Origin of the sequence: Bacillus sp. FSL H8-0492 (genome assembly GCF_038006145.1) — a bacterium.
Lineage (GTDB): Bacteria > Bacillota > Bacilli > Bacillales > Bacillaceae_G > Bacillus_A > Bacillus_A mycoides.
Genome location: NZ_JBBOUP010000001.1, coordinates 2,329,959 through 2,353,808, shown reverse-complemented (window position 1 = coordinate 2,353,808; position 23,850 = coordinate 2,329,959). Strand labels below are relative to the sequence as shown.

Genomic DNA, 23,850 nt, shown 5'->3' with positions numbered 1-23,850 from the left:
TATTATATAGTAGAAGCTGGATGAATAGCAACGGTTGATTAGCTTTCTACAACGAAATCGAATAGTTTTTATCCATTCCCCTAGCTATTTTTTGTATATCATCGACCTCTTTCTAATATCCCTATTCGCTTCTCATTCTATAATACATTGAATCATTTTTTCATTTCATATTTTATATACAAAAAACCTGTAGAGAAAACATTCCCTACAGGTTTTTCTTATTTCGTATTTATTATTTTCTCTTTATAACTCTTCAATTTACTCGTCAATCCTATTAAAGCAGGTAACAATATCGGCATTACAATTAAAGCTAATAGTAAAAGAGCAACGCCAACAACGGATGCTACTTGTATAAGTGTCAATACTCCTGAAGGAATTAACGCTGCAAATGTCCCTCCTAAAATAAGTGCCGCTGATAATACGACTCCTCCTATGTGACGAGATGCATTTACAATTTTCGTTACTGAATCCCCTTCTAGCTCATTGTATCGCATCATAACGAAGATGCTATAATCCACTCCTAAAGCGACAATCATAATGAAGCTAAAGAATGGAACATTCCAGCTTAATGACTCTACGTTTAATACATGTGCACTAATTTGTTCACTTATACCAAGTGATGCAAAGTACGCTAAAATTAACGACCCAATAATAAAGATTGAGTTTAAGAATGAGCGTGTAATCACGATTAATACAAGCGAAATCCCTAATAACATAATCGTAGCAGTACGTAGGAAATCTTGCCCGGTTACTTCTTTTAAATCAACGTTTCTAGCTGTTGTCCCGCCAATTGCTTTTTTCGCATCATTTAGTTCTGTTCCCTTTAACGTACCATCTATCGTTTTATTAATTTCTTGAATGATAGGCATCGCTTCTTTTGAATACGGGTTTACGTCTAAAATAATTGTCATTTTAGCAATCTTTCTATTATGTGACATGTACGTATTCAATGCTTTTTGGAAATCTTCTCCTTCTAAAACTTCTTTCGGAATATAAAATTTCTCAGAGCTTTTCGACTCATTTAACTCTCCTAAATATTTTTGAGCGTCACCTAGACCGTTACTTACTTTTCCTAATCCCTCTGTACTTTTAGATAAACCTGATTGCAATTGCCCCATCTTTTCTTGTAAATCTTTCAGTCCAGTTAATAACTGTCCTTGCCCATCGTTTATTTTCGTTAATCCAGATTGTAAGTCAGCCGATTTGTTCGAAATTTGTTTTGAACCTGTAGCTCCTTCGTTCAATCCATTTTTCAGTTCAGCAGCTCCTTTTTGTAGTTGCGTTACTCCATTGTTCATTTCCTTTAAACCATTATCTACTTTTAATAATGATTGATTTGCTTCTTTAAATGAACTCATCGCTGCTTTGTGCTGCGTCGCTAATTGATTTAATTCATTTGAAAGAACACTCAATTGCTTCTGAGCTTCTTTTGCAATTCCTAATGTTTGCTGCACATTAGGATCATTTGCTAATTCTGGTTTTGTTTGAATGAAATTGTTCATTAACGTTTCAATTTGTTCATATCCTTTTTTCGCACCATCAATCGCTTGAGAAATACTTCCGAAATATTGATCGTACGAACTTAAACCTTTTTCTAACTGAGCATAACCAGCATGAAGCTGCGAAGTTGCATTTGACAGGGCATTGATATTTCCGTTTAATGATGCTAGCCCATCCTCTATTTGCTTCGCTCCTTGTGCTCCATTGTTTATTCCATTCGATAATTGATTTAAAGCTGTTCCTAATGCTGATACGCCATTTTTCGCTTCATTTGTTCCATCAATTAACTTTTGAACATTTGCAAGACTATTTGAGTCATTACTACCCATTTTATCTTTCGCATCAGTTAATCCTTCATTAATTTCTTTTATGCCACCATTTGCATCGCCTAAGCCTGTATTCAATTCTCCGGCTTGTTTATTTATATATAATTCTTTAATCTTATCTCCAGTTGGACGCGTCGGTGAATATACTTCTGAGACTCCTTTAACTTTCGAGATTTTATCAGTAAGTTCATCTAAAGTTTGTAAAGAAGTCGCCTCATCTAACTTTTTATCCGATTGAATGACTAACGTACTTGGTGAAGAAAAACCAGGCGGAAAATGCTCTTCTATTACGTTAATCCCCATTTTTGATTCATATTTATTATCCACTTCAAATAAATCATTGTAATTAAGCGTGTTAGAATATTTTAATACGAATGGAATCGATATCACGAATACGATAATTAAAGCGATAAATGGTCTTGCTACTGAATTTTTTGCAAAGAATCCCCATAAGCGACTATCCTCATGACCTTTAAATGTTTTAACTGGATAAAACATTCCTTTTCCTAAAAGCACCATGAAAAATGGATTTAAAGTAGTTAATACGAGTAGTAGTACTGCGACACCAATTGCTACCGCTGAAGTAGATTGATATAATTTAAAACTCGCTAAAGCAAGAGATGCAAAGCCAATTAGTACTGCTATCCCGCTATATAAAACGGTTTTACCTGCCGATTTAAACGTTTCTTTCGTAGCCAAAAATGCATTTTCTTGTTTACTTAATTCTTCTTTAAATCTCGTATATAATAAAATGTTATAGTCTGTTCCTACTCCAAACAGGACGACAACTACAAACACTTGCGTAAAGTTTGAAAACGGAAAATTAAATTGATCAACAAGATGGGCAATAATCCCCATTGAAATTAAATACGAAACACCAACTGTAAGAAGAGAAATAATCGGAACAACTGGTGAACGGAATACAATGATTAATACTACAAGAATGAAAATGATTGAAATAACTTCTGTCTTTTTCACGCCCTCTTGAGAGGATATAAGAAAATCACCCGCTATTAAATCACTTCCTGTTAAGTACGTTGTAACTCCTTTCGTTTGTACTTTTTTATGAAGATTATTTGCAACTTTTGATATTTTATCATGTTTTTTATCTACCGATATTTGCGTTAAAATAGTCGTATTATCTTTAGAAACTAATTGTTTCTCCAGTTCTTTATTATCTAAATGTGAAATGACTTCCTTAATTCCTAATTGCTCTTTTTCATTTTGCAGGGCATTGATCGTTTTCGTTATTTCCTCTTTTTGCTCATTTGTTAAAGCCTTCTTACTTCCACTATTAAAGACAGCTATAATTTCATACTTTTCAGCCCCTTCTTTATCCATCTCCTTTATCATCTTGTCAGCAATACTGCTTTGTTCTGTATTAGGAATCGTGATTTGCCCTTTTTCCTTCACTAACTGATCCATATTAGGCATCGTTACGATCATTGCAATAGTAATAACTATCCATAATAGAAGAGATAAACTTCTCCAACTTTTTAGCTTGCTCATTTGAATCATCTCCTGTTATTAGAGTTTCATGGTGCATAGAGAATGAATATTCATTCCCTGTTTTTGAAAATATCATTTCGGAATGAACATTCATTCCTATTATCCTATTAAATTATTTTTCAATTCTATTAAATCACTCCCTGCGGAATGAATATTCATTCCATTAATTGTACAGATATATCATCTCCTGTAATCGTTTTTTATATTTATTTAGGAATGAATGTTCATTCCTGTCCTTATAAAGCTATAGAATCAAATGATTCTAATAGCATTCCAAGAGCTTTCTTCCAATTCTTTTACTAATTCTTTTGAGTATTCTAACTGCCCTGTCGCCATTACTTTTATTAATTTTTCAAGCGGTTGATATACAATAATAATTAAAGCAATTATAGGCAATGGACGAAGAAAACCTTTTTCGATTCCATCTTCAATAATATTCATAAAGAAGCCTATAAAATCGTCAAATATTTTCTTACTCTGTTCATCAAGAAAATAACTATCACAGTGCGAATTTGTAAAAAGAAAAGCATCCACATTGTTTCTCGCAAATTCAAATAAACGGTTATACGTATGACTAAACTGTTCTCGAATATTTGCTTCAACAGGAAAATCAGTTTTTATTGTTTCAGATAGCTGTAGCATGCTTTTTGAAAATAATGAGTTAACGAGTGCCTCTTTATTTTCAAAATAGCGATAAATAGTACCAGCGCCGACATTTGCTTTTTCAGCGATCATCGGAATTGTCGTACCATCGTAACCACGCTCTGCGAAAAGTTTTATAGCAGCATCAAAAATATCCTCTTGCTTATTTTTAGCCATTTTTCTCACCTCAATTTTCAGGAATGAAAATTCATTCCGTTTATAATTATAAATTACATGGATTAAAAGTCAAGTGGTTAACATTCATAATGCTTCATTAAAAGCAGCAATGTACTATGACTAATTATAGTACATTGCCATTTAAACATTAGTATGCCGCACAAAGCTTTACAAAATTAAAAGAAATCATAAATAAACGGCTTACGCACCGGCACTACATTCTCAAATGCACGTATCTCCTCTTGGCTACCGCTTATTAAGTCTATTTCATTTAATTCTAGCGGTCGCTTGTAACCAAACATAATAGTAGATAACGCATTAATATCGATTTGAATTCCATTTTCTTTTGCTGTTTCTTCTTTAACGATTGTTATTTCATTATTTTTAAGTTGAACCGTTACGTTATTCCACGGTGCAAATGAATCTGTAATATGTAAAATTACTTCTTGCTCTTCGTTGTTCCAGTTCCATTCATATTGTTTGAAAAACTGTTCTACATCTACAATTCTTCCCATGAAATATGGAGTTACTTCTGCTTTTACTCGTGGTTCTTGTAATGTGTAAAGAAGTGGTTCTGTCTCACTTAGTATCATTTCTAGATCTTTAATCATAGAATCATGTTGGCAGATGAAGTTCCAAAGACCAATTCTTGCTTCATTATGTAATGGGACAAATTCTTCTACTTTCATTTTAGAATTCTCTATTTTGTATAAAATGTAACCAGCCGCCGTTTTATTTTCATCGTAGTAAACTGCCAATGTTAAATCATGATACACCGCTTGTAGCCACCATTTACGTCCGCGAACTAACATACCAGAAAATCGTTCTGCAAATGTTTCATATAGATTCTCTACTTCTTCTGGATGATTATCTTTACTAAAACGTTTCACTGTACCATTCACTTGTTTTTTAATTATTAAATCGCTCTTTGTCATCTGACATACGATTCGATTCGCACAAAGTTCCCAGCCGTATTTACGATAAAATGAAACGGCAAATGGATGTAACATCGATACACTATATCCATCTCTTTTCATAGTTTGCAGTGAATGCTGAAGTAACTCTTTTACATATCCACTTCTTCTATATTCCGGATACGTCGCTACCCCCGCAACGCCGCCCATTTTAAACTTTTCTTTTCCTATGTAAATATGAAAAGGAATTAAGTGCAACTTTGCAGCTAACTCTTCTCCTTCCATAATACCGTATATTTGATGGCTTTCCTTCATTCTTGCAATTTTCTGCTCTATCCATTCTTCATTTGCTTTATATTGAAAAGCATATTCTGATAAACGTAATGCTTCTCTAAACTTATCTTCTTTTAATTGTATAACGTTCATATATTTCTCCTCCATTCCTCGTTTGAATTATATCATAATTCAAACTATTATAGTTCGGTAAGTGAAATTACGAGGATGTTTCAACAAAAGATATCGATTTAGAAACAATCTAACATAAAGGCTCTTTTCAACTGCTTTCTATTGGCGGCATAAGAATATTAAACGCCTTGCGTTCTCTTGGGTTTGCGAAGCTAAGAGGTACCATTGAAAGTGATGAAACTTATGACAACGGCAACATTACGGGCATAAAAAAAACCAGTTGATTGAGAGAAACTGGTTCAATAAAGGTTTTATATTGGATATTCATTCAACCAAATTAATGCTTGTTCATAATCATCGAAAAATTTTACGGATTCTTTTGTATTGGATTGTTGTAAATAATTCATTATCTCCCCTTCTTCAAGGAGAAACGCAATTGCCTTACTGTGATTCAAAATGGTTTCATTGAAGAACTTATCTTTCCATGCTTTTTGAACAGAAAAATGATCTGGCGTGTATCCTTTTCTATCGACCAACAATTTGTATTTCCGACCCTCGGAAATGAATTGCTGACAAACCTGCTCGAAGCCATTAAACCATTCATAAACATCAGCTGTATTAATCTTGCCAATTAGATGGGTAACAATTAAATCCCCTGAAACTGTTGTGCTGATATTCTGTTTACTCAACTTGGAATCATCTCCCTTAATTACAATTATGCGTAAAAATCTCATAAAATCAATAAGGATAAAATTCTTACGCAATAAAGCAACATTATTTACGAAAAAAGCCAACATAAAAAAGCAGATACATTGCATATCTGCTTCTCATCACTTTATTTAGCTAACGTTTGCAGTTCTTCAAAAAATGTAGGATACGATACACCTACTGCTTCTGCATCTTCAATCGTTGTTTCTCCTTCAGCTATACAGCCGGCAATCGCAAGCATCATTCCAATGCGGTGATCACCGTGACTATGTACTGTAGTTCCTTTTAGCTTACATTTACCGTAAATAATCATTCCGTCGTCGGTCGCTTCAATACGAGCTCCTAGTTTCGTTAGTTCAGCAACGACTGTATCAATACGGTTCGTTTCTTTTACTTTTAATTCGTGTGCATCTTTAATGACTGTAATTCCTTCTGCTTGTGTTGCTGCTAAAGCGATTACTGGAATTTCATCGATTAATCTTGGGATTATATCTCCGCCAATTTCGATTCCTTTTAGTGAAGACGTTTCGATTGTAATGTTTGCAGCTGGTTCAGATGCCCCTTCGTTAATTGACTCTACAGTAAATGTAGCACCCATTTTCTCTAAAACATCTATAATACCTGTACGTGTTGGGTTCATCCCCACATTTTGTAATAGTAGTTTACTATTTGGAATAATTGCACCTGCTACTAAGAAAAATGCCGCTGATGATACGTCACCTGGCACATGAACGTCTGTTGCTATTAACTTCTGTCCTCCTGCTAGTTTCACTGTTTTCCCCACGCGAGTTACTGTAACGCCAAACGCTTCAAGCATTCTTTCTGTATGATCGCGGGAAATATGAGGTTCTGTAACAGTTGTTACACCTTCTGCGCGAAGGCCTGCAAGTAAAATAGCTGATTTCACTTGCGCACTTGCTACCGGTGAAGTATATTCAATCGCCTTTAAATTCCCGCCTCGTATTGTGAGCGGCGTAAACGTTCCTTCTTTTCGGCCATCAATTTTTGCACCCATTTGCTTTAGTGGATTTGTTACACGTTGCATCGGTCTCTTCGCAATTGAAGCATCACCTTGCACGCAAGAAAAGAATGGTGTGTTTGCAAGTATTCCTGACATTAATCGAATCGTTGTACCAGAATTACCAACATCTAATACAGCTTTTGGCTCTTGTAAACCTTCTAATCCTGTTCCAATTACCGTAACTTCGTCTCTATTTTGTGTAATCTCTACTCCCATTTCTTTAAAACAAGAAATAGTACTTAAACAATCCGCACCAGGAAGAAATCCTTTAATTGTTGTTTTACCTTCCGCGATTGCGCCAAACATGACAGCGCGATGGGAAATTGATTTATCTCCAGGGATTGTAATTGTGCCATTCAATCCGTTATTTACAGTTTGTACTGTTTTTTCTTTCACGTTGTCACCCTCCTCATTAAATTGTTTCATACGTTTGGTATTCTTCTTTTCCGAGCGCAATTTTTGCCTGCGTTCGATCCTCTTCTCTTTGGAAACTAATTCGTAAAACTCCGAGCAATCCTTCTCGCGCTTCTAATATTTGCAAGTTCGTAATACTAATTTCTTCTTCTGCTAGAATGCTTGTGATATGGGCTAATGCCCCTACTTTATCTAAAACGTCGACGTATAAGTCGTGATAGGCAGGAATCGCCCCTCTTTTTCGAACTGGTAAAGAGTCACGATATTCTTTCGCATCTGCAAAATAACTTTGTATTTCTCCTGCATCTCCTTTAGAAACCGTCTTATATAGCTCTTCCATTTCTGAAATCCATTCTTCTAATAGTTCCAATAAATGCCCGCGATTTTGCTTTACGATATCACTCCACATTTTCGGACTACTTGATGCAATACGTGTTATATCTTTAAATCCGCCTGCCGCTAGTTGATGAATAAGCGGATTATCACCAGCATGTTTCTCAACTTGTTTTACTAATCCTGCTGCAATTAGGTGCGGAAAATGACTAACTATTCCTGTTATATAATCATGTTCTTTTGTATTTAATACAAGAAAATGAGAGCCTGTTCCTTTTAACCATTCTTTTAGCTCGTCTACTTGATCCGCCTGCACGTGATTCATTGGCGTTAAAATGTAAAATGCGTTTTCAAAAAGGTGTGCCTTTGCACTTTCAACTCCTGTTTTGTGAGAACCTGCCATCGGATGACCGCCGATAAATGAAACTTTCTTTGTTAATAAAGCTTCCGCTTCATTCATGATTGTCCCTTTCGTACTTCCTACATCGGTAACAATGACATCTTCTCGTAAATGAAATGATGCAAGTTTGTGTAACAACTTTTTCGTTTCTTCAACTGGAGAGGCAAATACAATTAAATTTGCCTCCTCACATGCACGCTGTAAATCTACTGCTACTTCATCAACTACATGTAATTCTTTTGCGCGCTCTACTTGCTCTTTAAATATGTCATAACCGATAATCGTTACATCGTGCTCTTTTTTAATCGCTAATGCAAGAGAGCCTCCTATTAATCCAGTACCGATTAATACTACCTTTTTACACATTTGCCTCATCTCGAGACTTACCTTTTTTATTTTCAAAGTGTTGTTTTAACACTGAAATCACTCCTTCATTTTGTTCCCTAGTTCCGATTGTAATACGGACACCATTTGGGAACGGACGAATAATAAACCCTGCATGCGCACAAGCTTCATAAATTTCCCCAGCATCATCTACCGGCAAGAAGATAAAGTTCGTTTGCGACGGATAAAATGGAATTTCATTTTCCGTACAAAAACTTTCGTATTGTTGTAATCCTTCTGTATTAACACGAACTATTTCTTCAATAAACGCTTCATCGTTAAAAGCAATCGTCGCTGCTTTTTGCGCTAATGAAGATACGTTAAATGGCAAACGTACGACATTTAATTTCTCGATTAACTCTTCCTGTCCAATCGCATAACCAACGCGGAAAGAAGCTAATCCGTACGCTTTAGAAAACGTTCTAAGTACAAGAATGTTGTTATGTTTTTCTAGAAGCGGTAATGTCTCAGGGAAATCTTTTGCTGTTACGTATTCATAGTACGCTTCATCAATGACAATTAACGTATTTTCACTAATGCTTTCAATGAATTGAGTCAATTTTCGCTCATTCACATATGTGCCTGTCGGGTTGTTCGGATTACAAATCCATACGATTTTTGTATGTTCATCAACTGCTGAAGAAATTTCATCTAGATCATATACACCGTTCTTTAAAGAAATTTCTTTCACTTCACAGCCTTCAATAATTGCATGATGACGGTACTGAGGGAATGTCGCGCCAGCAGTTACGATATTATCTCCTTTACAGAGCACTGCACGACTTATAATTTGAATGACTTCATCAAGTCCACTACCACAAAGCACTTGTTCCATTTGCACTTGTAATTTCTCTGCAATTGTTTGACGGAGTACTTCAGCACCTCCGTCAGGATATAAAGCATGTTCCTGCGACGATTTTTGTAATTCTCCTAAAACACGAGGTGAACAGCCAAATGGATTTTCATTTGATGCTAACTTAACAAATGAATGATTCCCGTATACTTCTTTCATTTGCTCTGGTGATTTACCTGGTTTATACGGTTGTAATGATGATAGTTGATCTTTTACTCGCATGTTAAATCCACCTTTTCATTAAAATTCTTTTGCGTATTTGTTATGTTGCGAAATATTTTGTTTTAGTAATTCCATGCGATCTTTTCCGAATTGCTCGACTAGTGCACCGGCAAGTTCCCATGCAACGACAGCTTCAGCTACAACACCTGCTGCTGGTACTGCACAGCTATCAGATCTCTCAATACTCGCTTGGAACGCTTCTTTCGTATCAATATCTACGCTTGCTAACGGTTTATATAATGTAGGAATTGGCTTCATTACGCCTCTTACGACAATTGGCATACCTGTTGTCATACCGCCTTCTAAACCGCCGGCATTATTCGTATTTCTCGTGTATCCTTTTTCTTCATCCCATAAAATTTCATCGTGCACTTTACTTCCCGGCTGTCTTGCCGCTTCAAAACCAATTCCGATTTCAGCACCTTTAAACGCATTCACGCTCATAATAGCACCGGCAAGTTTTGCATCTAATTTGCGGTCGTAATGAACGTAGCTACCAACTCCAATTGGCATTCCTTCTGCAATGACTTCGACAATACCGCCTATAGAATCTCCGCTACTTTTCGCATCATCAATCGCATTCATCATCTCTTGTTCTACTTCTTTATCTAAACATCGAACTGGTGAATTTTCAGTTATCGTTTGAATTTCTTCAATTGGTAAGTTTGAAATACGCTTCGCTTGTACCCCACCAATTTCAAGAACATGCCCTGCAATTTCCACGCCTAATTCTTTCAAAATTTGTTTCGCAACTGCACCAGCAGCAACACGAACTGTCGTTTCTCTTGCAGAAGAGCGCTCTAATACGTTTCTTATATCACGATGGCCGTATTTAATTGCCCCGTTTAAATCCGCATGTCCTGGACGTGGTTTTGTAATTGTACGTTTCATATCTTTACTTTCTTTTTCCGAAATTGGCTCTGCACCCATTACTTTCGTCCAATGTTTGAAATCATCATTTTTTACAATTAACGTGATCGGCGAGCCAAGTGTCATCCCATGACGAACACCACTTACAATTTCAACTGTATCAGTTTCAATTTGCATGCGTCTTCCGCGCCCATGCCCTTTTTGTCTTCTTAATAATTCTTTATTAATATGTTCCGCTGTTAATGTTAAACCTGCTGGTACACCTTCTAAAATAACTGTTAACTGCGGCCCATGTGATTCTCCAGCTGTAATATATCTCATTTCTCTTGCCCCTTTACTATTTTTTTGTACAAAAAAGTCCCTACTGAGCGCTCAGTAGGGACGATGTTTATCGCGGTACCACCCTAGTTGTAGACTTCTTTCGTCTACCTCTCTTCTTCTTTAACGATCGTTTGACCGTCTTTCTCTCCAAAAGTTGGCGGGAAAGATGCTCCAAGGCTGTAATTCATGCTTACCTTTGTACTGATTCACACCGGCCATCAGCTCTCTTTAACAGTGAGATAAGCACTACTGTTTCCTCTTCAGCGCATTTATGATATGGAATTAAGATAATTTATTTTTGAAACCTTTTAACTCATCCATGAATCTATGGAATTCTGGAATATCCATTTGTTGCGCAGAATCTGATAACGCAACTGCTGGGTCTGGATGCACTTCCGCCATTACTGCATCTGCTCCAATAGCAAGTGCTGCTTTCGCTGTTGGTAATAGTAAATCTCTACGTCCTGTTGAATGTGTTACGTCAACGATAACTGGTAAATGTGTTTCTTTCTTTAAAATCGGTACTGCTGAAATATCTAATGTGTTACGTGTCGCTCTCTCGTATGTGCGAATACCGCGCTCACAAAGAATAATTTGGTCATTACCTTGTGCAATGATGTATTCCGCTGCATTAATGAACTCATCAATCGTTGCTGCTAAACCACGTTTTAATAATACTGGCTTATTAACTTTACCTACAGCTCGTAGTAAATCGAAGTTTTGCATGTTACGTGCTCCAACTTGAATTACATCAACGTATTCTAGCGCCATTTCAACATCGTTCGGATTTAAAATTTCACTAATAATCGCTAAGTCGAACTCATCTGCTACTTGGCGTAAAATTTGTAAACCTTCTACTCCTAAACCTTGGAAATCGTATGGAGATGTTCTCGGTTTGAAAGCACCACCGCGCATTAATTTTAAGCCTTGGTCTTTCATAGCTTGCCCTACTTGGCGAACTTGCTCTAAACTTTCTACCGCACAAGGTCCCATGATGAACGTTTGTGTTCCGTTTCCAATCAATTCACCTTTAACATTAACAATTGTATTTTCTTTTTTCTTTTTACGTGAAACTAGTAATGCTTTACGGTTATCATCTTCTTGTAATTCTAAGCTTGCTTTGAAAATCGTTTTGAAAATATGTTGAATCGTTGACGTTTCGAATGGTCCTTCGTTATGCTCTGCAAGCATATCAAGTACTTCACGCTCACGTACTGGATCAAAGCGTTTCGTACCTTGTACTTGTTTTTGCTCCCCAATCTTTTGAACGATTTCACCGCGTTTGTTTAATAGGTGTAATAATTGTAAGTTAATTTCATCTACCTGTTTACGTAATTGATCTAATTCGTGATTTGCCATTTGGAAATCCTCCTCTAATGTTTTAAAAGTATAGTAAGAGAATAAAAAATTCTCTATTTTCTGAACTGGTTAATTATACAAATTTAAAGTGGAATCGATACCTCTTCTTATTTTAAACTAATAATTACCATAAAGACACTAACTACTAGTTAATAAGCCACTTTTTTGTACAAAAAAGCCCTACTGATTCAATCAGTAGGGACGATATTTATCGCGGTACCACCCTAGTTGTAGACTTATTTCGCCTACCTCTCTTCATTGTTAACGATCATCTGACCGTCTTTCCCTTCATAAAGACAATAACTATCTTTACTACGAAAAAGATGCTCCAGGACTGTAATTCGCTCTTGTTTTTGTACTGGTTCACACCAACCACCAGCTCTCTGTTACAGGGAAACAACAACTACTTCTTTTCCTTTCAACGCGTGACTATTTTATTTTCAAGTTGGACCACTAAAATACAAAAAGTCCCTACTGAATAAATCAGTAGGGACGATATTTATCGCGGTACCACCCTAGTTGTAGACTAACTTTCCGTCTACCTCTCTTCACTGTTAACGATCAATTGACCGCTTTTCCTTCATAAAGACAATAGTATCTTTACTACGAAAAAGATGCTCCAAGACTGTAATTCATGATTATCCCTGTACTGGTTCACACCAACCACCAGCTCTCTGTTACAGTAAGACTAACCACTACTGTGATCTCTTCATTGCACTTTGTTTATTCAAATGTTTTTGAAATTGAATAAGTATGATTCGTATTATAGAACGCTTTTCAAAACACTGTCAATAACTTTTTATATATTTTTTAAAAATTCCACTTCCGCCCTATGATTCCTCTTGTAAATTCTCCGTTACGATTCCGATGCGAATTATTTCATTTTCTATTAAATTTAATACATGTCTTTCTACTTCATACCTGGTTAATAGTTCTTTTATTTGTATGATCTCACTTTCAAGTAAATCGGCTTCTTGACACGTCTGCAGTAAAGTAAAAAACACATTTGCATACAATTCTTTATACGCTTTCATACGCTCTTTCTTTTCAAGTATCTCTATAAACAACTGTTTCATTTCTTCTTGATTAGATTGTCCTTCCACACCTTGAAATTTACTCGAAATAATATTTAATCCTTTTTCTAAAACCTCATCCATGCATAAAACAATACGTAAAAGCATCATGTATTCTCTCGTTGTTATTAAGCCCATTTTCGGACGTTCTCTTAAAAACACACTAAGCCACGCTGTCCAAAATTTTTGTTGTTCCTTACCACTTAACGTTTTTACGTAGTAGCATAAATACTGCATAAATTTAATTTTATTCTCTTCGTTTTCTTGCATCAAAAGTGGATATAACCAATCTGTTTTTTGCTCCCAATATAATACGCATTTAATAAATACAAAGCTAAGCCATTTTAAAAATGCTTCTCTCGTATATGGATGTAGTGCATCTAAATGTTCTACTGCACACTTAATATATCTTCTTATTTCTGTAAACAAAGGTAGATTAATTTGCGTATAACATAATCCCGCCCACGCATATTTCGTAAGCTCACTTTCTTTCTTTAAATCTAAGTAAGGTAATACATTTTTCCGACACCATTGCTTCTCAATATGGTATAAAAACGTAATATCTGCTGTTAAACGCGCAAACATGAAATTCGTTCTTTCCGAAGTAACCCTTACCTGCTCCTCAAATAAAAATAAATATTCATACACGTTGCGATCGTATAAATGATCATATGCTAGCAGTTTTAGTAATACAGCGGTCATCTTCCCAACAGGATGCTGTATAGATTCATTGTAAAACTCTTGTTTTCCAATCTTAAAATCCGATTCCCCTCTCATAACTTGTGGAAGTACAGAAAAAGCAAAGCGTTTTACAATCCTTATACTATTTTCATCTAACTCTTCTAATCGATTACTAATTTCATATAGAAAACTACTAATTAACCAATGAAAAGCAGTATTTCTAATAAATTTCTGCAATAACGGAATAATCCTTTGAATTTGCTCACTCGTTAAATCCCTATTATTTCGCCATTCTCTAATACATACAAACCATACTTCATTACTAATTTCGTGCACGCCTACTAGTTGATAAGCAAACGAAATACTCCACTCTACATTCAATTTACACGCTTTTGATAACATCTCTAAAAAATGGCGTTGTTCAAAAACACCGTCTCTTGAAAAATGCCGAACTTGCTCCATTATTTCATCGTCTTTCAGCTGCAGTAATCCATCAGCTGTTACATTGCATGTAATACGTTGTTCATTTGCCTCTTTCTTTGGAACACTGTATAGATCTGAAGAAAAATGGGGGTGTTTCTGTTTCATTAGCTCGTATCCTTCCGCCGTACACTTACTATTCGAATCACACGTGAATAGTAAGTCTAATACAAGACAAGCATCAAACGCCCTCTCTTCTGCAAGATACTCTAATACATGTTGAATTACTTCTTCTTTCGTTTCCTCTAAAGCATCTGCGTAATAATTCTTTAAAAGTTGAAACACTTCATGTTTACATGTGAAATCTAACAGAACATCTACATGTAACAGCCACTTCAGTTTGTCATCCGCTGTAACGAATACATTATTAATCATTGCTTCAATTGCAATTCGCTTTTGAAGTACACTATCAGTTTCTATCATTTCTGTAATATAATGATTTGCTTTTTTCTCATTGTTTTCACATAAATATGTAAGACACTCTTTTACAATTTGAATTAAAAATGTAAAATCATTTTGCTGTAACTCCTGCTCTGAAATTTCTCTATCTCTTCTTTTCAGTGCATTTTGTCTTAATGACAATAGTTGTATCTTTTCTAACCCCGTAACCATAATCGGATTTGCGTAGTAAGTAATATGTGGTCTCATTTTCTCTTTCCAAATTCGCTCCACATGAGAAAAAATAGGCATTGGTATACGACTCGATTCCTCGAGTTCAATCGACTCTTGCGTATCATTTCCCCATCTTCTTACACGCTTCAATTTAAGTTTCCCGTCTAAAATAAACGTTAATAGCAACAAGCCAATTTCTTTATGCTCAGGGAAAGAACATTTTTGCAATAAATATGTGATCATTTCAATAGAGCTACTATCTTTCTCTGCTGTTTCTAATAAAAGCAATGTCCATCTTGCAAACAACAAAGGGTCCATCGTTTCTTTCGTTTCGTTTAAGTAAGTACAAATTGTTCGCCACCATAACGGGGATATTTTAGAATGATTTTTAAAAATCAATTGAAATAGTTCTTTTTGATGACTAAATAGAAATTGCTCCACTAACCATTCCGCAAGCAATTCATCTACTTCATCATAATTTGCTGTAAGCAGAAATAAATTTCTTAGTTTCCCTTCTGCTTCAAGCCATTCCACCCATTCATAATCACGAGCAAATTCAACGAAGTACCGAACGGTTTCAATTTTTTTTATTGACTGTTTTATATAGGATAATTGCTCCTGCTCTACTGATGGAGGAACGGTTACAATATCACGAATACGCATTCTTTTCGTAATATAATTATCCCCCATTAATTCCGCCCACCGCTTCACCGCTTTCACAAGCGCCTGATGATTATTTGCTTTATTCGGATACACAATCGGTCTTATCCCTAAATGCTCCCAATGATATGTATTATCACCTTGTGCGACGAAAGCATAACGCCTTGTACTCGGTGGTAAGCCTGTTGCTAAATATTTCATTACAGGATCATTATGACTATACCCAACGAATAAAACAGTGTAATTTGAGAATAGATCAACTAAAAATCGTCTCGCCCACCCTTCTGTTAAGTAAGCCCTTCCAAAATCACCATCCGTTAAAATTAAAGCTTCTTTCTCTTGTTCTACATTCCCATGTATGTAAGCCAACCCTTTAAACGCTCTCCCTGTCGGCAAAGCAGGTGCATAATAAATATTCAGCTCTCTATTCATTTCTGTAATTACAGACGTAAAATGTTGATCAAAGTTTGTCGTTACAATTCGAACATCCGTATCTAACGGAAACAGCCTTGGAATCGCATAGTGTAATGGATTTGGTTTTGATTTTTCTATATTAACGAGGTCTCTTGCAACTTGATGCACATCTTTCGTTTTCGCAATTTTACCGAGATAATAATCGTGGGGTTCTGTCATCTCACGCCTTTCGACATATAAAGCTTTCGAAATTTCATCAACTAAATCATCGAAATTCGGTAAGTTTGATTTCCCCTTCATAGAAACTCCTGCTCCAACGAATAATACTAACTTACCTTGTTCAAGGTGATCGATTAACTCATCTGGAATTTCTACTTCTGAAGTTATCCACATCCCGGATTCCCCCTTACCTAAAAATGTCATACGCTCTCATTTCACTATAACATTTTTTGATTTTTTTTTTAATATTTAGATAAAATTTCAGCATGATAAAGTTTTATATAAATTAAACCGTTCCAATGTATGAACTCCTGCATTTATTGTAAAACTATGTATAAATGGAAGGTGTAAATATTGAATGATATTACTGTAATACTTATCAAATTTATATCATGCATCATCGCTTTTAGTATCGGACTAGCTCTATTTTTCCCAGCAACGCTCGTCCAAATCATTTCTTTTAGTCTCTTCGTCACAATCGTTTCTTATATGTTTGTTGATAAAATTATTTTAAATCGAATTGGCAATTCCGCTGCCATTATGACGGATTTCTTACTTACGTATTTAAGCGTTTGGATTTTCGGTAATATTTTATTAGACAACTACATGCAAATTGCATGGGGCAGTATCCTTTCTGCCATCGTCTTTACATTATCAGAAGTAATCGTCCATCGCTTTTCTAATTCCCACACAAGGCACAACAATGACAACATTCGAATTAATCGCCGGTTTGCATATGGTACAGAGTTTGCTGAAGAACAGAATGTGTTGGATAAAGATAAAAAGAAGTAATGTTTTGATGAAGGAGCTCCATCGCCATCAAGCTAAAAAAAGCAAATACCCCAAAATGAATAAATTGATATCTCCAAGAGATATTGTACATTTTTTTGTTTTTTGGTGTAATAAAACGCTTATGTTGATGAGCATGGCATGTGTGCTACCCCTTCTAAAAAAGTAAAAAACAGTGTTTATCGAGAGTAAACCATCTTAACTGTAATAACTAATTAAAGAAAAGGGCAGAATCTGTATCCGAAGATCCAGATTCTGCCCTTTTCTTTAATCGCATTTTTCTATTTGGTCGCCTTCTTCACCTGCATTTTCTGCCGAACTATCCGTTCCGCCTCCCACTGCATGTTGCTGTTTAGTATTAGAACTTTCGATGGCAGCATTGGTTCCCGCTGCACTGTCTTCTCCACCACCACTTGCCACTTGAGTAGCACCAGCCTGTTCCTTACGGGTTTTATTAATTTGATTATTGATGATAAGTACAAATTCCACCTCTTCATCCGAAGTTTCTTTTTTCATTTTATGCGGCTCAATCTGGTCCCCACTAATTCCCTTATTTATGGCTTCGCCTCCAGCGCCCACCGTTTCTTGCTGTCGAGTATTCGATGAATCGATTGCTGCATTACTTCCTGCTGCACTATTTTGTCCGGCTCCACTGGCAATTTGTGTTGTATTCGGTGCAAATGTAATCTGATTATTAATGACAATGACAATTTTTCGTTTATCAGCAAGATTTCCCAAATTAATTTCTTCTCCATCTTTTTTTACAAATCGAAACGTGATTTTTTCATTGTTTTCCATATTCTCCCCCCTTTGTAATATTAAATGACTGGAGAATGATAATGGATTGGACAAGCGTATTTTTTTTATAAATATGTGCCCCCGCCCACAATGAAAGATGTATTACCAGGTTCCGGTATTTTCCTCGTATTAGGTACGTTGGCTTGGCGACAGTCCAGCATCCGCCAAATTTTGATGCATGGCGAAAAAACTTATAGGAGATATAGAAAGAGAGATTAGTAGAAACATTGGTATATAAAGGTTTCTAGGTTTGATTATATTTTTCTATTTCCTTTTCTTATTTAGATTTATCAGCCAAATACCTAGCATAGTGAATTAAATTTCTAGCTACATCTAGTTCAAGATTAAATATATTAGGTACCCCTGGTCTCCAATTCACCTCAAATAACCACAATTTTTGATCTTTATCAATCCCTACATCAATTCCTAACTCATCAAATAATACATCCCTAAATAAAGAATTAAAATGGTTAGAAAAAGTTACTGCAAATCGTTCTAAATACCTTTTAATATTATACCAATCGTTATCAAACTCCGCTTTTAAAAAAACATCTAAATAAGTACTATAACCACCCTTAGCCATATTTGATACAATACTTCCTAATGGACCTATTCTCGGGAATATAGAAGTAACAACCCACCTGCCTTCCCCATTTCTTTGAACATGCAATCGAAAATCATAAACATGACCAGATTTCATTTGACATGAAATAAACTGTTGAATTATGTAGCCTTGCTCTTGAATCTTATCAGATATAAAGCTCCGTAATTGTTTTTTATTAATAGATGAAATTTGTTCTGACTCATTCATACTGTAATTCATCCCATTTTTTTCAATGAAAACAATACCACTACCTTGATGTCCAGAAATAGGTTTAATAATAAGTTTTTCATAACGATTAATCATGTCAAAAAACTTATTAACATCATTTAATTCATAAAAAGGAATAAGATATTGCTTAAATTTTTTCGCTCTATTTATTCTGTTATATACACTTAATTTATTTCCAATTGAATGACTTGTAAAAGGAACTTTTTCATGTAGATAATCATAGATTTGCTGATTTTTATCACTAACATGAACACTTGCATTGTAAATAACATCTGGAAAAGAAAATTCTTGTTCCATCCATTTACCATTTTCATAAGTTTTACCTAAAATCTTCTTCGTTTCTAAATTTACTTTTCCTAAAGTAAAATAAAAAAAGTCCACACCTTCAGCTTTAGCTACAGCAGCGTAAGTATATGCTTTCTTTACGTCATTCGGATCTTTCCGATGATGAAGCATACCAATTATAGTCATGTTAGTTCTTCTTCCCTTCTTTCTAAAGATTTTTTTCAAAACAAATATCAAATTCATAATATATATATTCATGTTCTCCCTCATTCAACCATTTTTCGAAAAATCCAGAACAAGCTTAACCTCATTTTAATATTCTACCTATAGAAATAATAAACCTCAGGTTTTATAAAATGATAAATGATAAAGGTTAAGGTGACATAAAATGGATACTATCGTTTTCATTGAAACAAATAAATCTGGATCAAGTAGGGAAGCAATCAAAGCAGCTGAAAAACTTAATTTCTTTACTGTTTTATTAACTAAAAAAACAAAATTTATTAATGAACGCACTATATTCCCTGATGTACATCAGATGATTTTCACTGATATACATGATTATGATAATATGATTACAACAATTGAAAAATTAAATAAATCAGGAAAAAACATAAAAGGGATATTTAGTTTTATTGACCCTTATGTTTATGTGGCTGCGCGTTTATCAGAAAAATTTTGCTCAAACTCACATACTGTATCTACTAAAGCTATCTATCGTATGGAAAACAAAATATTAACTCGTAATGTACTTAAAGAATTACCAATCTCACTCAAATATTTAATTTACAAACCAACAGAATCATTATCATCTTTTCTTGAAAAAACTAAAGAGATGAATTTCCCTCTTATTGTAAAATCCCCTAAATCAACAGGATCCAAAGATGTATTATTAGTAAAAAATAAAGATCAATTAATCTTATCTATACAAAGTCTTTTAAAAAAACTACCTAATGAAGAAATTCTACTTGAAGAATATATAGATGGACCTCAGTACTTAGTTGAAATTTTAGTTCAAGATGGAAAAGTCCATATTATAGCAGTAATTGAACAAGAAATTACACTTTTTGAACGCTTTATTGTTACTGGTTATTCTTTACTAGGACAGGTAGACAAAAGACTATATAATAGTCTTTTCAATGCAGTTAATTCTGTTATTCAGGCTTTTAATATGAAAAATGGAGCGTGTCATCTAGAACTCCGGAGAATAAAAGATATTTGGAAATTAATTGAGATAAATCCCAGAATATCAGGTGGAGCAATGAATGACATAATTGAAATTGGACATGGAATCAACTTAGTGCAAGAGACTATTCAGTTAATGTTAGGAAATAAACCTTCACTAAATAAAAAACATTATAAATATGTGTACGCTCATTACCTAACAGTTAAATCTAAAGGAAAACTAATTCGAGTTACAGGGAAAAACCGTAGTTCTAAATATCGTGGTGTAGAGAAAGTTTATATAAAACCTAAAAAAGGAACTATCTTAAAACCACCTTCATCAATGGGACATCGATGTGGATACGTTTTAGCAGCAGCCAATTTTAAAACAGAAGCGAAAAAAATAGCTTTAGAAGCAGCTAAAGAAATTTCATTTGAAATCCAAAAAGAATAAAAACAACATATATACACCAACAGAGAAAAATATACTAAAAATCACATCTCTTATAACTCTAATTATTATAATCTGTCATTATTCATAATAAAAAAATCACTCCTCATCTATTTTTATATGAGAAGTGAGCTTTTTATATGGGCTATACACCAGCGAAACTCCCATTAATGCCGTACGATGCGTTAACTTATGCAATTAGTGAAAAATTTAATTTAAAATTCGGTAAAGCCAAAATTTCAAGCGATTTAATAAATATTTGTGTGGCTGGTACAATATGTGTAATTTTCATTCAATCATTAGGCTCAATTAGAATCGGTACACTAATTGCCGCCCCTTTTATAGGCAAAATTTTTGAGTTGATGATACCAGATTATCAACTCACTCTTCTACACTGGGTATTTAAAACAGATAAAACTGCCTAAGGAGTCATAATAAAGTATAGGAACAGGGGAATGTCTAATTTGTAGATGTGTATTTAGTAGAGAAGTGCAAAACACTAATTATACGGATTGTGATAGTGAATTTTTTCTTCAAGGGATAGCACCACATCGCTATCAAGCTAAGATTAATTTGTATGCATATAATCAAAAAAGATGCTATTTTTTTTAGAAATATACAGAAAGAATGGTGTTTTGTATGACTCTATCGATTCAAGATGAGTTTCATTTATTCGCTGAAAAACTACAGTGATTTCTATCTCCAAACATCCTTCAACAGCTCGCGCAGGAGACGGGTTTCGTAAAACGTAAAAGTAAGTACGGTGCTCGGGATTTGGTCGCTTTATGTATTTGGATTAATCAACACGTAGCAAATGATTCCCTCAATCTATATCGACCGTAAATCGAAATTTTCCGGCATTTTTTTATTTGAAATCGTTTTATCGACTCACTTCGACAACTTGTTTTCAAATAAAAAAGCGGCCACTCTTTTAGAGACAGCCACTTTCCCACTTACGCTTCCACTTTCAAATCTTTAAATGCAACAACATCCGCAAATGCTCCAAACACTACGTTATGATGCTTCACAATATCTTCAGCACGTAATACATCAGTATCAAACGTACTATGCGCATCACTCACTAACGTTACTTTGTACCCTTCACTACATGCTCTGCGCGTTGTCGTGTCCACGCAGTACTCTGTTTGCATTCCTGAAATTATTACGTGCTCAATTCCTTTTTCTTGTAACACTTCGTTTAAGTTTGTCTTATAGAATGAATCTGGTGTCGTCTTTTCAACGATACTATCACCCTCTTGTGGTGCGATTGCCGCATGCACTTTCCAACCATCTGTACCTTTTTCCAAAGGATGATCTTTCGGCCCGTTATGTTGTACATAAATAACTGGAATATCATTTGAACGACATGCCCCAATAAGTTCTTGTAATGTTTGTAAAAACCTTTCCCCATTATATACTGGCATTCCCGCTGTATACATACCAGCTTGCACATCAATAACTATTAATGCTTTTTTCATCTCACACAGCTCCCTTTGTTTGTATAAGCCCTTTCATAAATCATTATAATTGTTTATATTCCATCATCCAACAATCTTCTAATTTCCCCTCATGCAATTCATGTTCCTTTAAAGCCTTCACTTTTTTAAATCCGCATTTTTCATAACACTTTATCGCACGTTCATTATTTACTCTAGGATCCATCGCTATCGCTTCTGCTCCTAAACTCTCCATAATGTATGCACTTGCTGATTGAACAAGTTTTGTGCCAATTCCTTTTCCCCAATACACTGGCTCACCGATGAATTGGTCCATGCCCCATATATTTTGTGACTCTTCATATCCATATAAAGCTTTCCATTCAGAATCAACAGGATACATTTGAATGTAACCGATTGGAACGGCATCAAATTCTATTAAACATCTTTTTTCATGACCGTTTGGATGATGTATAAAATGATCAAGCACCTTTTCTACAGATTGCGGATTATCTCGTCCTTCGTAATACTGCAGGACTTCTGGGTCTGTTAGCCATTTTGAAATGATAGGTGCATCGTTTTTTATTACGTATCTAACCGATAAATTTTCTTTTTGAAATAGCATATTACACCTCTTTGTTAATAGCTTAAATCTTTGTATTTTCCCTTGATGTTAAATCTTTAATTGTGCCTATTAATGCGCATATAGTAGTAATGCAATGATAAAAAAATACTGTATACAAGTTAAATTGTGAAGTTTTATACGGAGCAAATGTTTCTGTAAAGAACTGTGAGTTCATAATTCTTTCAAATAATCCCCCTTCACTAAATTTCGGAGACCACCATGAGTTTAATTCACAGAAGAAAAGTATGAATTGCATAACAAGAAATGCAAAAAGAGTGCATACCCAGTCTCGCTTCCAAAAAGACTGAGACTTTTTTGTTACTTACTCTATTTAACATCCCTCTTTATGATCCATTACATTGATTATATACTTAACCTTATTTAATTACCGAAAAATTCATTTTATTCCCCTTACTACAAATCATACTTCCGCCTATATTTTAATTAAAATAAATACTACTATCGTTGGAGGATAATGTGATTTTCCCGTAATAAAATAAAAGTAATAAACAATAAATTGGAGGAATTCACATGACTAAATACTATAATTCCAAAGAAGAATTACAATTAGGGATAAAGCACATTGAACAAACCATTCATGAAGTTGAAGCTGCATTCAATAAACATGATGCCGATGAACTTGATCGTCACTTTACATTACACGCTTCATGGGTAAATGTCTTAGGAATTCGCCTCTCGGGCTGGAAACAAATCAATGAAGCTCACAAAATTCTTTTAGCAGGACCACTTCACAACTCTTATGCACAGTATGAAATTGAAGACATTCATTTCATACGTTCCGATGTAGCTATCGTACACATTAAACAATATCCAACAACTTCTGAAGGAACGATAATAGAAAATGAACAAAGTAGCCTCGCTATGTATGTTATGGTTAAAGAAAAAGATACGTGGAAAATTGCATCTGGACAAAATACATTCGTACAATAACTCTTCGCATAACACCACTCGT

17 protein-coding genes, 4 pseudogenes and 3 other annotated features are annotated in these 23,850 nt (G+C 34.9%); of the genes and pseudogenes, 6 read left to right on the top strand and 15 right to left on the bottom strand.

The features are described from left to right. Positions 1-218: 218 nt before the first annotated feature. The 3 genes from MHH66_RS12030 to MHH66_RS12020 all read right to left on the bottom strand — a co-directional run bounded on the left by MHH66_RS12030 (position 219) and on the right by MHH66_RS12020 (position 5,494). Positions 219-3,335, bottom strand: coding sequence for an MMPL family transporter (locus MHH66_RS12030; protein ID WP_078184956.1), 3,117 nt, complete (start codon positions 3,333-3,335; stop codon positions 219-221). Positions 3,336-3,587: 252 nt separating this feature from the next. Next, a complete protein-coding gene (locus MHH66_RS12025; RefSeq protein WP_002013443.1) occupies positions 3,588-4,154 on the bottom strand; it encodes a TetR/AcrR family transcriptional regulator in 567 nt (188 codons plus the stop codon). Positions 4,155-4,330: 176 nt separating this feature from the next. After that, entirely contained in the window at positions 4,331-5,494 is a 1,164-nt protein-coding gene (locus tag MHH66_RS12020) for a GNAT family N-acetyltransferase (protein ID WP_063218669.1), read from the bottom strand. A gap of 127 nt (positions 5,495-5,621) precedes the next feature. On the opposite strand from MHH66_RS12020, the pseudogene MHH66_RS28590 reads away from it, so the two are divergent. Continuing rightward, positions 5,622-5,739: pseudogene (locus MHH66_RS28590) on the top strand (IS1595 family transposase); the annotation flags it as partial. Positions 5,740-5,784: 45 nt separating this feature from the next. On the opposite strand, the gene MHH66_RS12015 reads toward MHH66_RS28590, so the two are convergent. The 7 genes from MHH66_RS12015 to MHH66_RS11985 form a co-directional block, all read right to left on the bottom strand. Next, positions 5,785-6,291, bottom strand: coding sequence for a SpoIIAA family protein (locus MHH66_RS12015; RefSeq protein WP_061674135.1), 507 nt, complete (start codon positions 6,289-6,291; stop codon positions 5,785-5,787). A gap of 17 nt (positions 6,292-6,308) precedes the next feature. Continuing rightward, positions 6,309-7,598: a 3-phosphoshikimate 1-carboxyvinyltransferase gene (gene aroA, locus MHH66_RS12010; RefSeq protein WP_078184954.1), complete on the bottom strand. Its 1,290-nt coding sequence runs from the start codon at positions 7,596-7,598 to the stop codon at positions 6,309-6,311. A 16-nt stretch (positions 7,599-7,614) separates the two neighbouring features. Next, on the bottom strand, positions 7,615-8,715 hold the full coding sequence (gene tyrA / locus MHH66_RS12005) for a prephenate dehydrogenase (protein WP_002084896.1): 1,101 nt from the start codon (positions 8,713-8,715) through the stop codon (positions 7,615-7,617). Then, the gene (gene hisC, locus MHH66_RS12000) at positions 8,708-9,808 is read right to left on the bottom strand and encodes a histidinol-phosphate transaminase (RefSeq protein ID WP_078184953.1); all 1,101 of its coding nucleotides are present in this window, start codon (positions 9,806-9,808) and stop codon (positions 8,708-8,710) included. Before hisC ends, tyrA begins: the two co-directional genes overlap by 8 nt. 18 nt (positions 9,809-9,826) lie before the next feature. After that, complete coding sequence (aroC, locus tag MHH66_RS11995; protein ID WP_061690228.1) at positions 9,827-10,999, bottom strand: chorismate synthase; 1,173 nt, start codon at positions 10,997-10,999, stop codon at positions 9,827-9,829. Between the two features lie 53 nt (positions 11,000-11,052). Further along, positions 11,053-11,272 (bottom strand) — a binding site (T-box leader). 9 nt (positions 11,273-11,281) lie between these two features. Then, a complete protein-coding gene (locus MHH66_RS11990) occupies positions 11,282-12,358 on the bottom strand; it encodes a bifunctional 3-deoxy-7-phosphoheptulonate synthase/chorismate mutase (RefSeq protein WP_002013433.1) in 1,077 nt (358 codons plus the stop codon). Between the two features lie 194 nt (positions 12,359-12,552). Further along, positions 12,553-12,789: a binding site (T-box leader), on the bottom strand. A 54-nt stretch (positions 12,790-12,843) separates the two neighbouring features. Continuing rightward, positions 12,844-13,080: a binding site (T-box leader), on the bottom strand. Positions 13,081-13,188: 108 nt separating this feature from the next. Beyond that, positions 13,189-16,701, bottom strand: a complete 3,513-nt coding sequence (locus tag MHH66_RS11985; RefSeq protein ID WP_078184952.1) for a DUF4020 domain-containing protein — start codon at positions 16,699-16,701, stop codon at positions 13,189-13,191. A 150-nt stretch (positions 16,702-16,851) separates the two neighbouring features. Here MHH66_RS11985 and MHH66_RS11980 point away from each other — a divergent pair, with 150 nt between their 5' ends. Further along, a complete protein-coding gene (locus MHH66_RS11980) occupies positions 16,852-17,289 on the top strand; it encodes a YndM family protein (protein WP_078184951.1) in 438 nt (145 codons plus the stop codon). Positions 17,290-17,553: 264 nt separating this feature from the next. Here the strand turns inward: MHH66_RS11980 and MHH66_RS11975 are convergent, their stop codons facing one another. Then, complete coding sequence (locus MHH66_RS11975) at positions 17,554-18,084, bottom strand: hypothetical protein (RefSeq protein WP_078184950.1); 531 nt, start codon at positions 18,082-18,084, stop codon at positions 17,554-17,556. Positions 18,085-18,361: 277 nt separating this feature from the next. Beyond that, the gene (locus tag MHH66_RS11970) at positions 18,362-19,459 is read right to left on the bottom strand and encodes a YheC/YheD family endospore coat-associated protein (protein WP_078184949.1); all 1,098 of its coding nucleotides are present in this window, start codon (positions 19,457-19,459) and stop codon (positions 18,362-18,364) included. 130 nt (positions 19,460-19,589) lie between these two features. On the opposite strand from MHH66_RS11970, the gene MHH66_RS11965 reads away from it, so the two are divergent. The 3 genes and pseudogenes from MHH66_RS11965 to MHH66_RS11955 all read left to right on the top strand — a co-directional run. Further along, entirely contained in the window at positions 19,590-20,819 is a 1,230-nt protein-coding gene (locus MHH66_RS11965) for an ATP-grasp domain-containing protein (protein WP_078184948.1), read from the top strand. A gap of 137 nt (positions 20,820-20,956) precedes the next feature. After that, positions 20,957-21,241: pseudogene (locus MHH66_RS11960) on the top strand (hypothetical protein); the annotation flags it as partial. A gap of 214 nt (positions 21,242-21,455) precedes the next feature. Then, positions 21,456-21,641, top strand: a pseudogene (locus MHH66_RS11955) (IS4 family transposase); the annotation flags it as partial. A gap of 128 nt (positions 21,642-21,769) precedes the next feature. Here MHH66_RS11955 and MHH66_RS11950 read toward each other — a convergent pair. From MHH66_RS11950 to MHH66_RS11940, 3 genes and pseudogenes are all read right to left on the bottom strand, one after another. Further along, the gene (locus tag MHH66_RS11950) at positions 21,770-22,294 is read right to left on the bottom strand and encodes a cysteine hydrolase family protein (RefSeq protein WP_078184947.1); all 525 of its coding nucleotides are present in this window, start codon (positions 22,292-22,294) and stop codon (positions 21,770-21,772) included. Between the two features lie 43 nt (positions 22,295-22,337). Next, entirely contained in the window at positions 22,338-22,877 is a 540-nt protein-coding gene (locus tag MHH66_RS11945; protein ID WP_078184946.1) for a GNAT family N-acetyltransferase, read from the bottom strand. 22 nt (positions 22,878-22,899) lie between these two features. Further along, positions 22,900-23,178 (bottom strand): annotated as a pseudogene (locus MHH66_RS11940) (YfzA family protein); the annotation flags it as partial. Between the two features lie 230 nt (positions 23,179-23,408). On the opposite strand from MHH66_RS11940, the gene MHH66_RS11935 reads away from it, so the two are divergent. Continuing rightward, entirely contained in the window at positions 23,409-23,828 is a 420-nt protein-coding gene (locus MHH66_RS11935) for an SgcJ/EcaC family oxidoreductase (RefSeq protein ID WP_061674140.1), read from the top strand. Positions 23,829-23,850 lie beyond the last annotated feature (22 nt).

Bases quoted from the DNA above. Each gene is read 5' to 3' on its own strand.
- MHH66_RS12025 (WP_002013443.1), bottom strand. From the start codon at position 4,154: ATGGCTAAAAATAAGCAAGAGGATATTTTTGATGCTGCTATAAAACTT.
- MHH66_RS11970 (WP_078184949.1), bottom strand. From the start codon at position 19,459: ATGAATATATATATTATGAATTTGATATTTGTTTTGAAAAAAATCTTT.
- MHH66_RS12020 (WP_063218669.1), bottom strand. From the start codon at position 5,494: ATGAACGTTATACAATTAAAAGAAGATAAGTTTAGAGAAGCATTACGT.
- hisC (WP_078184953.1), bottom strand. From the start codon at position 9,808: ATGCGAGTAAAAGATCAACTATCATCATTACAACCGTATAAACCAGGT.
- MHH66_RS11945 (WP_078184946.1), bottom strand. From the start codon at position 22,877: ATGCTATTTCAAAAAGAAAATTTATCGGTTAGATACGTAATAAAAAAC.
- MHH66_RS11990 (WP_002013433.1), bottom strand. From the start codon at position 12,358: ATGGCAAATCACGAATTAGATCAATTACGTAAACAGGTAGATGAAATT.
- MHH66_RS12030 (WP_078184956.1), bottom strand. From the start codon at position 3,335: ATGAGCAAGCTAAAAAGTTGGAGAAGTTTATCTCTTCTATTATGGATA.
- MHH66_RS11985 (WP_078184952.1), bottom strand. From the start codon at position 16,701: ATGACATTTTTAGGTAAGGGGGAATCCGGGATGTGGATAACTTCAGAA.
- MHH66_RS11935 (WP_061674140.1), top strand. From the start codon at position 23,409: ATGACTAAATACTATAATTCCAAAGAAGAATTACAATTAGGGATAAAG.
- MHH66_RS11975 (WP_078184950.1), bottom strand. From the start codon at position 18,084: ATGGAAAACAATGAAAAAATCACGTTTCGATTTGTAAAAAAAGATGGA.
- aroC (WP_061690228.1), bottom strand. From the start codon at position 10,999: ATGAGATATATTACAGCTGGAGAATCACATGGGCCGCAGTTAACAGTT.
- MHH66_RS11950 (WP_078184947.1), bottom strand. From the start codon at position 22,294: ATGAAAAAAGCATTAATAGTTATTGATGTGCAAGCTGGTATGTATACA.
- MHH66_RS11965 (WP_078184948.1), top strand. From the start codon at position 19,590: ATGGATACTATCGTTTTCATTGAAACAAATAAATCTGGATCAAGTAGG.
- MHH66_RS12015 (WP_061674135.1), bottom strand. From the start codon at position 6,291: ATGCAATGTATCTGCTTTTTTATGTTGGCTTTTTTCGTAAATAATGTT.
- tyrA (WP_002084896.1), bottom strand. From the start codon at position 8,715: ATGTGTAAAAAGGTAGTATTAATCGGTACTGGATTAATAGGAGGCTCT.